The 12370-nt window shown below is 34.6% G+C and carries 12 protein-coding genes; 10 read left to right on the forward strand and 2 right to left on the reverse strand.

From position 1 onward, the window contains the following. The first annotated feature begins 298 nt into the window (after positions 1-298). The 8 genes from ACEN4I_RS12955 to ACEN4I_RS12990 all read left to right on the forward strand — a co-directional run bounded on the left by ACEN4I_RS12955 (position 299) and on the right by ACEN4I_RS12990 (position 8220). Entirely contained in the window at positions 299-1456 is a 1158-nt protein-coding gene (locus tag ACEN4I_RS12955) for an AAA family ATPase (RefSeq protein ID WP_407126789.1), read from the forward strand. After that, on the forward strand, positions 1456-1983 hold the full coding sequence (locus ACEN4I_RS12960) for a hypothetical protein (protein WP_407103108.1): 528 nt from the start codon (positions 1456-1458) through the stop codon (positions 1981-1983). The genes ACEN4I_RS12955 and ACEN4I_RS12960 overlap by 1 nt, the downstream gene beginning before the upstream one ends. A gap of 360 nt (positions 1984-2343) precedes the next feature. Then, on the forward strand, positions 2344-2577 hold the full coding sequence (locus ACEN4I_RS12965; RefSeq protein ID WP_407103107.1) for a DUF2188 domain-containing protein: 234 nt from the start codon (positions 2344-2346) through the stop codon (positions 2575-2577). Between the two features lie 328 nt (positions 2578-2905). Then, a complete protein-coding gene (locus ACEN4I_RS12970; protein WP_407127837.1) occupies positions 2906-5809 on the forward strand; it encodes a DEAD/DEAH box helicase in 2904 nt (967 codons plus the stop codon). A 200-nt stretch (positions 5810-6009) separates the two neighbouring features. Beyond that, a complete protein-coding gene (locus tag ACEN4I_RS12975) occupies positions 6010-6270 on the forward strand; it encodes an AbrB/MazE/SpoVT family DNA-binding domain-containing protein (protein WP_407103105.1) in 261 nt (86 codons plus the stop codon). Further along, positions 6271-6615, forward strand: coding sequence for a type II toxin-antitoxin system PemK/MazF family toxin (locus ACEN4I_RS12980; RefSeq protein WP_407127839.1), 345 nt, complete (start codon positions 6271-6273; stop codon positions 6613-6615). A gap of 133 nt (positions 6616-6748) precedes the next feature. Next, positions 6749-7339 carry a YdcF family protein gene (locus ACEN4I_RS12985; RefSeq protein WP_407126670.1) on the forward strand — a complete coding sequence of 197 codons (591 nt, stop codon included), beginning with the start codon at positions 6749-6751 and terminating at the stop codon, positions 7337-7339. 122 nt (positions 7340-7461) lie between these two features. Beyond that, a complete protein-coding gene (locus ACEN4I_RS12990; RefSeq protein WP_407127841.1) occupies positions 7462-8220 on the forward strand; it encodes a GDSL-type esterase/lipase family protein in 759 nt (252 codons plus the stop codon). A gap of 103 nt (positions 8221-8323) precedes the next feature. Here ACEN4I_RS12990 and ACEN4I_RS12995 read toward each other — a convergent pair whose 3' ends face one another. Both ACEN4I_RS12995 and ACEN4I_RS13000 read right to left on the reverse strand, forming a co-directional pair. Next, the gene (locus ACEN4I_RS12995) at positions 8324-8728 is read right to left on the reverse strand and encodes a type II toxin-antitoxin system HicB family antitoxin (protein ID WP_407127843.1); all 405 of its coding nucleotides are present in this window, start codon (positions 8726-8728) and stop codon (positions 8324-8326) included. Between the two features lie 34 nt (positions 8729-8762). Beyond that, positions 8763-8936 (reverse strand): type II toxin-antitoxin system HicA family toxin, encoded by a 174-nt coding sequence (locus ACEN4I_RS13000; protein ID WP_407127844.1) that lies wholly within the window; start codon positions 8934-8936, stop codon positions 8763-8765. 560 nt (positions 8937-9496) lie between these two features. On the opposite strand from ACEN4I_RS13000, the gene ACEN4I_RS13005 reads away from it, so the two are divergent. Both ACEN4I_RS13005 and ACEN4I_RS13010 read left to right on the forward strand, forming a co-directional pair. Next, a complete protein-coding gene (locus tag ACEN4I_RS13005) occupies positions 9497-10645 on the forward strand; it encodes a glycerate kinase (RefSeq protein WP_407127846.1) in 1149 nt (382 codons plus the stop codon). A gap of 982 nt (positions 10646-11627) precedes the next feature. Next, positions 11628-12200, forward strand: a complete 573-nt coding sequence (locus ACEN4I_RS13010) for a Dps family protein (protein WP_407103093.1) — start codon at positions 11628-11630, stop codon at positions 12198-12200. The last annotated feature ends 170 nt before the right edge of the window (positions 12201-12370 follow it).

Genomic DNA, 12370 nt, shown 5'->3' on the forward strand with positions numbered 1-12370 from the left:
GTAGATAACATTAATCGCAATCGCTTGCGCTCTTTTTTTGGACAACTGAAAAATCGGAAAAAAAGCTGTTTAGTTCTATTGAACTTTTCTCCATTTCAAATTAGCCCAATTGTTCAGTAGGCATTAAATATTAAGGTAATATTATTTTGCAAATGATGTATCAATGTTTTTTAAAACGATTAATCTGTTTAAAGAGTTGAAAATAAAACAAGAAAATCTTATTTATCATTTTTTTAAACGTGTTTTTTGTTTGTAATAAAAAAACCGAGTGGTATAATATATTAAAGAGGTGGATAGCATGAAGTTACTAAAGGTAATTATAGAAGGAAATAATATATTTAAAGATGGAAGAATTGAATTTGATTTTACTGCACAAGATAAAGTTGTTCATAAAGAAAATTTAAATCATCTATTTTCTAATATCTATACTCAAAATAGCTTTGCTATTGCGGGGATTAATGCTTCTGGTAAAACAACTATTCTAAAGTATTTATCAATTATTATGGATGTTTTTTTTAGAAATAAACAATTAAATGAAGTTATAGGTAAAGATTTATTGGGAAATAATATGAAATTTATCATCTTTTATTATGATCAAGAAAATGTTTTTAAGTTAAGTTCAATAGTTGCACTTAACAATAATAACGAATATGAATTTATTGAAGAGACAATAGTAGTTAAAGAGAGTAAAAAAGTAATGTCTAAGAAAAAGCTTTATGCGTTTAATGACACAGAAGTGTTAGTTAAAAGAACGGATCTTGATCAAAAGTATTTACCTAAAGATATAAGCGTTAATATAATTCAAACAAAAAATACACCTATCTACATTGGAAGTTATTTAGATTTAACAAATTACAATTTTTATTTATCAAATTGGGATGTACCACAGGAAGTCATCAAATTTTTTGATTCAAGTATTGAGTATGTAAGAGATGCTGATAAAGGTGGAACGTTCTTAAAGTTCTATAGTCAAGAAGAAATTTTTATAAGTAATTTTATGGAATTAGAAAAGTATTTATCCTCTGGTACCATAAAAGGTATTAATGCTTTCAGCCTAATTATACCGGCTATAAAAAATGGAGGCTATGTATTAATAGACGAAATTGAAAATCATTTCAATAAAACAATTATAACAACAATATTCAATTTATTTAAAGATGAAAAAACAAATCCAAATGGCGCTACTTTAATTTTCTCGACTCATTATAGTGAACTTCTAGATGAATTTAATAGGAAAGACAATATTTACATTACATTAAAAGATCGTAATAATGAAAATCAAAATGAATTAGTAAACTATTCTAAAAAAGTACAAAGAAATGATTTGAAAAAGAGTGAAGTATATCTTTCAAATTATATTAAAGGTACCGCACCTCAATATACAGCAACAATGGATTTGAAAAATTATGTTAAAGAATTAACGAATGAAATAAATGCTGAAAACGGTGATAATTAATGGAAGAGATTATTGCTTGTATATATGAAGGAACAGCGGAAAAAGTAATAATTGAAACTTTACTAAACGCAAATAAACTAATTTTTAACACAGAAGATTTATTGAATGAAGAATTAATTAAGAGAATAAAGCCTAAACAATTTCAAACTAAATATTTAAATCAAGATTACGAAAAAAAAATAAAGATCATTCGTGTTATAGATAAAAAAAGTGAAGGATTTAAAATAGCTGCTCCGTTTGAAAAACAAATAAGTGAAATTGTATCTATTATTACGAGACCAGAAATTGAAATTCTTGTTATCATTGGAATGGGAGAATATGACAGGTATAAAAGGCAGTCGAGTAGAGGACATCAGAAACCTAGTGACTATTGTACACAAGTACTAAATATCAAAAATGTAAAAACTGAAAAATTTGTACGGCAACACTTTTCAAATGTTGAGTACCTAATAAATTGTTTAAATGAATATCATTCTAAAATTGATTTAAAACCAGGAGAAAAAGATTTTATAACTCTATTAAGATAGATAGGTTAATTGGCTAATCTAAAAAAAACAATAAGTATAGTTATACCTGAACAATTTGAGTTTTTTTGAAAGGTTCAAAATTGTTTTGTATTTCTACTTTTTTTACAGCCAGTTTTTATTGGTTTGGAAAAAGTCGAATTATAAATGCACTCGAAAATTAGAGTCAAGTTCTAAGCGCGTTTGATTTCATATATCTCATTAAAAACTAAAACTGTTAATGAGATATATGAAATCAATATTCAGTAGGAGATTATCCTAAAATGAATAAATCTAATAAGGCTTTACCCTTTTCTATAAAGAAAAGGTAGTTGAAATTGGCTTTAGATGCATAAATAGTTAGTAAGATAGGAGAGTGGAAAAATGGTTAATCAAGATACACATCATGTAGTACCTAACCATAATGGCGGATGGGATGTCAAGAGGGGTGGCGGTCAGAGGAGTAGTAACCATGCTAATACAAAAGTAGAGGCAGAAAAAATTGCTAGAAAAATTAGTGTTAATCAAGGAACTGAGTTAGTAATTCATGGGAAAGATGGAAAGATTCAGCGAAAAGACTCACATGGTGGAAACGATCCTTTTCCACCTCAAGGCTAAAACAGATATTAATTAAATTAAGAAGATATGAGTAGAAAATTACTCATATCTTTTTTGATACAGTCCTTATCAACTTTTTCTTCTTATAAATGAAATAATGTATTCTATAGTTTAGTTGTTGTCTAATAATGATTCAATAGCCATAACTTTGCCTGTTGAAGAAATTTTATTGAAACTTTAATTGGAATTTTCGAAAACTTATGATTAATTTTTGAATCAATAAAAAAATTTGAGCTCTAAGCATATAAAATTTATATGTTAAACTTATCTTGCATATAGCACATAAAAAAGTAACTACACAACTACATTCAATAAAAGAGGAGAACAAATGAATCATCAAATAAGAAAAATCATTGAGAGCTGGATACTTATAGAGTATTTAAGTACGGGGCAATTGCCTGATAAAGACGATCAGAAACGGTTGTTAAAAGATGAGGTAATAGTAACTGAAGCAGGGAATAAAAGTTATGTCTATTTAGGGGCATACCATCTATTCAAAATGAATGAGTTGGTGAGAAGGTATTTAAAGGATAGCAGTGAAATCATCAATGAAGATTATACTTTAAATTATGCAGCTTCTATCCAAATAGATGAAAATGGGAAGTACATCCAAGACAGCCTGTTTATTCCGCAAATGCAGTTTTTCGTGAAATTTATTGTGAAAGGCTCTTCCAATTTAGACAAGCTGGTCTCTGCGATGCAAGTCGAAACAGAAAATTTGAACAAAGAAATTGCAGTGATTCTTGAAGAAGGTGTTTCTTATGCTACCTTGAAGCAAGTAGAAAAACATCTAGTAGCCTATTTTGGTATTGATTCAATTGTTGATCCATATATTTATACGCTTCAAAATCAATCTGATGAACCCAGCGAAGTAAATAGCCTGTTCATTTCGGATTTGGAATTTATGTTAGCTAACGATAGTCCTTCGCCAACTTTAGACCTGTATTTAAAGGGCAGTGATAACTACCTCGATATCAATGAAAATCAGGAATTGATCGATGAAATCCTTACGCTAGACCATTTGCCGAATGGGAGATGGCCGTCCAATAATAACTACAAATTGTCTTTGATGCAGCAAGTAGCGGTTAATTTGGTATTGAATGAAAAAAGGGATATCTATTCTGTCAATGGTCCGCCTGGCACAGGGAAAACGACCTTATTAAAAGATATTTTTGCAAATCTGATCATTGAACGAGCTGAAAAAATGGCTGTATTTAAGAAACCGGCTGATGCATTTAAAAGTATTGGAAAAGTAGATATCAATGGCTTTAAAGCGAATCGGTATAAGATAGATTCAAGCATCCGAGGTTATGGGATGGTGGTAGCTTCATCGAATAATGGAGCAGTAGAAAATATCTCAAAAGATCTGCCTAAAAGCACGGAAATCATCCATAAAAATGATGCGTTCTCTGAAAATGACGTGCCTTTTTCTGAATTGATCAAACAAGTAGATTTGTTCCCAGAATACGTTCAACACATATTTGATCCAGATAATGATCAAGTACCAATAGATAAATTCGCTAATCATTGGGGACTATTTTCAGTGCCGATGGGAAAACGGAAAAACATTAATAATGTGTTTTCTACTTTATTATCAGAGAAAAAGCTGGAGGATGGAAGTATTTTACCTAGTTTATACAATAAACTGAAAGAAGAGACTTTTGAATCAGCTGATTGGAATACTTCGGTAAAGGCATTTGAAAAAACGAAACAAGAAATTGCACAAGAAAAAGAAACCATCAAAAAACATGCATCAGCTATGAAAAGGATCACACAGCTTAAAAGAAAAATAGCTGATCTAAATAAGATACAATTGGATATACAGCAAATCGATAAAGATATCCGGTTCAATAAGGAACAAAAAGAACTGTTGCCTAAATCCTCGTGGCTTCAACGCTTACTTGGCAAAAAAAATCCAGAGGTCGAAAAAATCAATAAAAAGCTATTACACCTTAATCAAGAAAAATACGATAAAGAAAAAGTTGTTCATGGGTTAGAAGGATTAAAGCAACAGCTAGATTCTGATCAACGAAATCTAAAAGAATTGGAAGAGCATTTTAAAGAAGATCCTTATGAAGTTTTTGATGATGATATGTGGGAAGAAGAGAATTACGCTAAGCGTCAATTATCTATCCCCTGGGTAACGCGCAGACTCAATTATTTACGTGGGAAATACTTCATTCAAGCACTAGAGGTGCACAAACTGTTTAATGTAGCCAATTCTGGTAAGTTTTGGTCTGCTTTCAATGTGATCAGTAAAAAGCAGCAGATAGATATAAACAACCAAGAAAATCGTGAACTATTAAAAGAATCTTGGGATATTTTCCACTTGGTCGTTCCGGTAGTCAGTACTACGTTTGCAGCTTTGGGAAATATGTATAAAGGATTGGGAGTAGGCTCTATTGATTGGCTGTTCATTGATGAAGCAGGGCAAGCAGTCCCTCAAGCTGCTGCAGGTGGAATTTGGCGAGCAAAACATGTGGTTGCTGTTGGAGACCCAGCACAAATCGAACCAGTAGTGACATTAGAAGATTCCATTTTAAAAACAGTAAGGGACAGCTACCAGCTAGCTTCTTCTTATATTGGAAAAGCAGCTTCTGTACAAGGACTAGCAGATTTAGCGAATTCGTATGGGATGCTGCAGTCTAGTGGGGAACGGATCGGAATCCCGCTATGGGTACACCGTCGCAGCTTAAATCCACTGTTCCATGTCTCAAATGAAATTTCTTATGACAATAAAATGGTCCAAGGAGCAAAAGAAGAGGAAAAAGATAAAGGTATCTTAGGATGGATTGATGTCGAAGGGACCGCGACTGAAAAGCAATATGTAGAAGAGCATGCAAGAGAATTGTTAGAAAAATTAAAAGACCGAAAAGAGTTGAAAGATATTTATGTGATCTCACCGTTTAAAGCAGTGGTGGCGGAAACCAAAAAATATTTACTTCGGCATCAAGAAGACTTCGTAAACATCAGTCATCAGGAATTGAAAAATTGGTGCAGTAGTTCAATTGGAACTGTGCATACTTTCCAAGGTAAAGAAGCTGATAGTGTGTACTTCATTTGTGGGACAGATGAAACTACAGATGCAGCTGCAGATTGGTCTTGTCAGGCACCTAATCTTTTAAATGTTGCAGTTACGCGAGCAAAGAAAGAATTTTTTATCATCGGTGATCGTGATCGGTTTAAAGAGAAAAATTATTATAAGACTTTTGTGGAGTTTTTAGATAAATAGTGGTCAAAAAACAGTATGAGTGAAGTTGATTTGCTTGTACTGTTTTTGATTGCTTTTATTTAGAGAATATTTTCATTTACTATTTCATTATAATTAGTTGAGACTATTGTCAGTCGATTTAGTAAGGAAAAATGAAAAAATTGACGTTAAGTATATACAAGTATATACTTAGGATGAAAAGAGACGAAAGGGGTGTAGGTATGTTCGTAAAAGAAACGAAGCTTAAAAAATGGGGGAATTCGCAAGGAATCAGAATAGGAAAAGAAGAGTTAAAAGAACTAGGTTACGATGAAGAAGAAGTTGTTTTTACTATGATAGTAGATAAAGGGAAGATTATTTTAACTCCTAAAAAGAAGTATCCTGATACTCTTGAAGAACTGTTTGCTGATTATGATGGTAAGCCATTGGGTTCTGAAGATAAATTTGAGTGGGGAGAATCTGTAGGAAGGGAGTTACTTTAGTTGGGAAAGAAGGATATAAGTTATCAAGAGCTGGAACAAGGAGACATCATTTTTGTTAGTCTTAATCCAACAAAAGGGCGTGAACAAAGAGGAGAGCGTCCTTGTATTGTGCTGACAAAAAAGTCGAGTTATTTAAATTATATGTATGGTGTAGCACCTATAACCACTAAAGTAAAAAATTTTCCTCTTCATATTCTTTTGCCTAAAGATTTGATTACTAAAGGACAAATTTTATTGGAGCATCACCGCATGGTTGATCTAGAAATAAGAGGTTTTAGCTTTGTGGAAAAAGCTCCAAAGGAATTAATTGAAGAATGTTCTGCAAAGATTAAATTATTGTATTAGAAATCAGTAATTCTATTCGTGTATGATAACTATAGTCCTGATTTGCGACAATAAAGGATTAAATCAGTTGATTGATTTGATCCTTTTGTTTAACATAAGCTTCAACTTAGGATATCTATTTGAGGAGAACGGAATGATAAAAAGAAGAATCGTTATTTCTATAGGTGTTGTTCTATTCATATGCTTAATCTTTGGTGTTAGTTATCCGATTATTTTAAATAATCTCATTGTTGATGAGGAACCTGTTCAGTCAGATGTGGTTATTGTGCCTGAAGGGGAAGAATTTGTGAGAGCTAGTAAAGCCGCAGAGTTATTGAATGAAGGCTATAGTCATTCGGGCAAAATAATAGTTTCGCCTATAACGGAAACAAATATAGAGGGGTATAAGGAGTTTGGTGTTGAGCCGGAACAAATCATTCCTGAGACTGAAGCTACCAGTACCTATGAAAATGCTGTAACCACATTAGAAATGATGAATGAAGAAGGTTTTGGATCGGCCATTATTGTGTCTTCAGATTATCATATGCTGCGAACCAAAATGATCTATGAGCGCACCAATCGTAATTATGATTTTGATTTGACGTATGTAGCAGCTTATCAAGTGGTTGATGATCAATTCGTCCCATGGTATGAAGCAGGGACTGGTTTTCAAAAAGTAGCGAACCAGGAATTTTGGAAATATTGGGGCTATTTGCTGGGATTGTACCATTTCTTTAATTTGTAGACGTCTATTGATGGATGATTACAAATTAATGGGATGGTGCAATCTTTTTTTATTTGTTAAGACGGTTAATCGTAAGCGCGGACTAAGCTAAATCTTAGCTGAATTAAAGGTGCTGGGGTAATATGATAGAGGAAGAAAGTGAAATTGGAGGACTTAGTGTGTTGAAGAAGAATGTTTTTAGAGTGTCTATATTTTTTAACCTGGTCATTATTGTTCTAGGAATAGTGTTTTTTATTGTACAAGGTGGATGGGTGTATTTTGAGAATGGGTTTTCGAAGGTTTTCGCGGATCAACCCTTAATAGATCCGATGGTAGAAACCAAACAAGAAAATTTTGAGCTTGTTGACGAATCCTCTAAAGAGATTGTATTTGCAGGGGATAGTCACACTGATTATTTCGAGTGGGGAGAATATTTTGAAGGTTTATCTGTCGCAAATAGAGGCATTAGTGGAGACACTTCTGAAGGATTGCTGAACCGGATCGGACAAGTGACCGAGCTGAATCCTGAAAAAGTATTTTTGTTAATAGGGATCAATGATATCCAGCAAGGTATCTCTGTAGAAACGATTGAAAAAAATTACATCAAGATTGTAGAGGCTTTAAAGAAAGACAATCCTGAAGTGCAAATTTATGCTCAAAGCGTATTCCCAGTAGCTGGCGATTTGTACGAGAATAATTTTTTTAAGCGTAGTGGACCGATAAATGAATCTGTATCTGAGTTGAATACCAAAATTTCCCAATTGGATGGTGTAACAATTTTAGATAGTCCAGATCAGTTTGGTAATGAATTGGCGGAAGAGTATTCAGTTGATGGATTGCATTTGAACAAGGAAGGATATGAGATTTGGTTGGGGAAGATTGAGAAGTACGTAACAGAATAGAGAGAAATAAGAAGCACTCAGAACTTTATTAACAAGTCCAAAACAAAAACTGTCTCCTATAACGTAGGAAACAGTTTTGTTCATAGATTAGCTATCACTACTCTTAAACACCTAATTTTTCTTTTAACGCTTCTGTAAGAGTTAAAGAGAAATTAATGCCTTGTTCGTTACCGAGCTCGTTTAAATAGTTAGGAATTGTGAGAGTTTTTTTCACGACTTTGTTATCGTGCTGGGCTTTATATTTTTTAAAATTTATATCCACGAGAGTTTTTATTTGAGAATCGTTTTTATTGTAATCAATTTGATCAGGGAGTGGAAGTGAGTCTCCATTTTCTAATTTGTCAACACCTGCAAAGCCGATATAATCTCTAGCCATTATAATAGCTTCTGCTAAGTCTTTTCCTTGCGTACATCCTTCTACATCAGGTATTTCTACAAAATATGGGAACTCTTCTTCAGAATCAATCGTTATATAAATAGGATAGATATAGGTTTTATTATCAATCATCTTTTATCACCTTTCTTTCAATGAAGCCATGGGCTTATTTAAGCCCATGCTTCTTAATGAGTGCTTTTGCAAGACGTTCGTTGGTTTCTTTGTGGCGCACAATTTGTTCTTTCTCTTTACCGTTTGTATAAATGTCGTGATTACCGCCGTACTTTACAAACCGCCAACCGTTTTTCTCGAAAAGCTTAATTAAATCTCTCGTCTTCACATTTTCCTAAACTCCTTTCTACAAATTAATTATACGTGTTTTGCACGTGTCAGTCAATTGACGGCGGTAGAAAAAAGATTTTTGTTGGATGCTTGTTTTTGTTTTTTGTGATTATATAGGTGAAATATCATTAAGTTAAGAATTCTGAGCTTGTTTGTGGAGGTACTTTAATTGTTAAAGAGGGCTATCCAAAACCTTTATTTAAGCTAAAACCTAGTTGGGTTAAATTTCCTGCGTTAATATGATATAGGAAGATAGTATAATTGGAGGATGTTAGTGTGTTGAAGAAATAAGCGCAGTGAACCTATAAACAAAGCTGTAGCTAAATTAAATAAGAGATTGGCCAAATTAGATGGAGTGACGTTTTTAAATGTTGCAGATCGATTGGAAGTGAGTTGGCTGAGGAATATTCAGTCGATGGATTGCATTTGAACAAAGAAGGATATGAGGTTTGGTTGAATGAGATCGAAAAATATGTAAAGGATTAATTAAAGATAGTTTTCGTGATTTTTATCAAGAGCTCCGAGGTCTTTTTTACTGCAGAGAGTGAGGTTATTGATGTGAATATCGTGATTGCACCAGATTCTTTTAAAGAAAGTTTGACCGCATTAGAAGCTGCTACCGCTATTGAAGAGGGCTTTGCTTCCGTATTGCCTGATGAGACATACCATAAGATCCCGATGGCTGATGGTGGAGAAGGTACGGTTCAATCTATCGTAGACGCCACCGGTGGAACGATCAAAACAATGATGGTAACCGGACCATTATATGAACAAGTAGAAGCTTTTTATGGGTTGTCAGGTGATAAAAAGCTTGCTGTGATAGAAATGGCAGCTTCTTCTGGGTTGGATAAGGTTCCCAGTGATAAAAGAAACCCTTTATTGACTACGACTTATGGATTTGGAGAATTGATTTATGATGCCCTTGAAGAAGGTGTGGAGGAGATTTTATTAGGGATCGGCGGCAGTGCCACTAATGATGGCGGCGCTGGGATGATCATGAGTCTAGGCGGGAAATTATTAGATGGAAACGGCGATTCAATTTCAGCAGATGGACAAGGCTTAGGCGATTTAGAAAGCATTGATGTAGCAGAACTGCATCCTAGACTTCAAGAAGTTGCGATCAAAGCGGCTTGTGATGTAGACAATCCGTTAACTGGAAAAAATGGGGCATCTCATATCTATGGACCGCAAAAAGGCGGTACTCCGGAACAAATCGAATTGTTAGACAGCTATTTAACTCGTTATGCTCAACTAATCGAGAGTACATTTGGAAAAGAAATCGATCAAGTTTCTGGGGCAGGCGCAGCGGGTGGTTTAGGCGCTGGACTGCTAGCTTTTCTAGATGCCGATTTAGAGCGCGGCGGCGATTTGCTGGTGGAAATGTTAGGGTTGGAAGAGCATATCAAGCAGGCCGACCTGGTGATTACCGGAGAGGGTGGCATCAATCATCAAACGATTTTCGGGAAAACTCCTGTTGCTGTTTCTAGAATCGCTAAAAAATATGATGTCCCAGTGATCGCTTTGGCGGGAACTCTTTCTGAAGGATATGAGAGTGTTTACGACGAAGGGATATATGCGGTTTTCAGTATCATTCCTGAACTAAGTTCTCTTGATAAGGTTCTCGAAGAAGGTTATCAAAATTTGAAAACGACGGCGGCTAATATAGCGAGTGTTATTAGGATGAGCAGGGAAATAGGAAAAGTTTGAGTTAGCAGCGTATGTCTTGTTTTCAGCACATGAGCCGAAATTCAAATTGAGAATTCAACAAGCAAAATACCGAATGGGAAGATAGCTTCTCGTTCGGTATTTTGCTTGTTGGAAAAGCTGATTGAACATCAAGGGGAAAAAAGCCTTGATGAAACAAAGTTTGAACAACAAGATATTTATACTTTTGACGCTTTTGCCTCATCTGCAGCGATTAATCTATCCCAATGCAAACGAAAAGAACGTTTCAAAGGTTACTTTTGGTCCTGCGAAAAGTTTCTTTATTTTTTGTTTATACCATTTCTTGTGCTATATTAAAAGCAAATCAACGAATTCCTCATGAAGAGACCACACATAAATTTGAAACAACTTACCCATACAACAAATGAAGCATCCATTTTACCGCATTGGTAAGAACTCACCTAAAAAACCTCTATTGTACTCGAAGCACTAATAAATTGCTTCAAACACATCACCCTATCAACTACTTTCAAACAACCACTACAATAAAAACATTCTCTGAGAACGAAGGTCACACTTGTAAAGGAGACGCGCTATGGAAAAGAGAAGATCTATTATTGGATTTAGAAATGGCTGTTTAATTTCAATTGTTTTGTGGATGATTATCGGCGTGCTGATAAACTGCCTGTTTCTTTAGTCGATTAGGATAATTTCTTAACAGTAACTTTCTTTTGCAATTTGCGGGCTTCTTGAAGATGAAGAATGAATACAGACTTTGATTCAGATAGGTTCGCATGCTGATTTATTCGGTTATATACAACAGTGTTAAAAAAATCAGTAGATATACTGGAAGACAAGTCATTTGAAAAACATGATGTCTATCGGGAGAAAACAATTCTTTTCTTGATGGGCGTCAATTTTTTTACCGAAATTCTATCCTATACTGAGTTCAACAAAGAAAAAGGAGGCGCCGATCAAAGCTGTAGGGAACGAAAAAGTAGATAAACTATAGGAGGAATGAATCATGGCAGAAAATAAATCTTCTCAAGAAAAAACGCCCCAAGAAAGATTGCAAGTCGAACAAGCACACAAGGAACATGTCCATCATACAAAAATCAATGCAGCGGCTATTGCGGATCATATCTTAAGCAACATGCATACGTTGCATGTAAAACTTCATCAATACCACTGGTATGTAAAGGGTACGAATTTCTTTACGCTGCATGAAAAATTTGAAGAATTGTATAATGGCAATGAAGAATGGTTCGATAAAGTTGCGGAGCGTCTGATTGCATCTGGTCACAAACCCGCTTCGACAACGGCCGAATTTGAAAAATATTCGATGCTTTCGGAAGATGCAGTCAATAAATATGCGAAAGCAGAAGACATGGTTGAAAACATTGTCGAAGACTTCAGAAACACTCGTGAACTTACGGTTCGTGCGATTCGTTTAGCACAAGACGAGGGTGACGATGCTTTAGAAGATACATTGATTGATTTCAAAAATGACTTAGACAAGAACATTTGGATGCTGCAAGCGTTCATTGGCAAAGAAGCCTTAGAAGATGATGATGCCTTTGATGAGGATGAAGATTAACGTAAAAGAGAAAATTGTTTAGGGGTTGGAATTCTTTCCAGCCTTTTTCGTTCGCCCAGCATGGGCGAACTCTAACGGGTGCAAGTCCCGAATGCGACCTGACAGTGGTAAGCATATAGCTGACGGCAAGGGTGTCCACCGTGAGGTGGAATCTGAAGGAAGCCCAAGGC

Source organism: Desemzia sp. FAM 23990, from assembly GCF_045528485.1.
In the GTDB taxonomy this organism is placed as follows: domain Bacteria; phylum Bacillota; class Bacilli; order Lactobacillales; family Carnobacteriaceae; genus Desemzia.

Bases quoted from the DNA above. Each gene is read 5' to 3' on its own strand.
- ACEN4I_RS12985 (WP_407126670.1), top strand. From the start codon at position 6,749: ATGATAAAAAGAAGAATCGTTATTTCTATAGGTGTTGTTCTATTCATA.
- ACEN4I_RS13010 (WP_407103093.1), top strand. From the start codon at position 11,628: ATGGCAGAAAATAAATCTTCTCAAGAAAAAACGCCCCAAGAAAGATTG.
- ACEN4I_RS12995 (WP_407127843.1), bottom strand. From the start codon at position 8,728: ATGATTGATAATAAAACCTATATCTATCCTATTTATATAACGATTGAT.
- ACEN4I_RS12990 (WP_407127841.1), top strand. From the start codon at position 7,462: ATGATAGAGGAAGAAAGTGAAATTGGAGGACTTAGTGTGTTGAAGAAG.
- ACEN4I_RS12970 (WP_407127837.1), top strand. From the start codon at position 2,906: ATGAATCATCAAATAAGAAAAATCATTGAGAGCTGGATACTTATAGAG.
- ACEN4I_RS12955 (WP_407126789.1), top strand. From the start codon at position 299: ATGAAGTTACTAAAGGTAATTATAGAAGGAAATAATATATTTAAAGAT.
- ACEN4I_RS12965 (WP_407103107.1), top strand. From the start codon at position 2,344: ATGGTTAATCAAGATACACATCATGTAGTACCTAACCATAATGGCGGA.
- ACEN4I_RS12960 (WP_407103108.1), top strand. From the start codon at position 1,456: ATGGAAGAGATTATTGCTTGTATATATGAAGGAACAGCGGAAAAAGTA.
- ACEN4I_RS12975 (WP_407103105.1), top strand. From the start codon at position 6,010: ATGTTCGTAAAAGAAACGAAGCTTAAAAAATGGGGGAATTCGCAAGGA.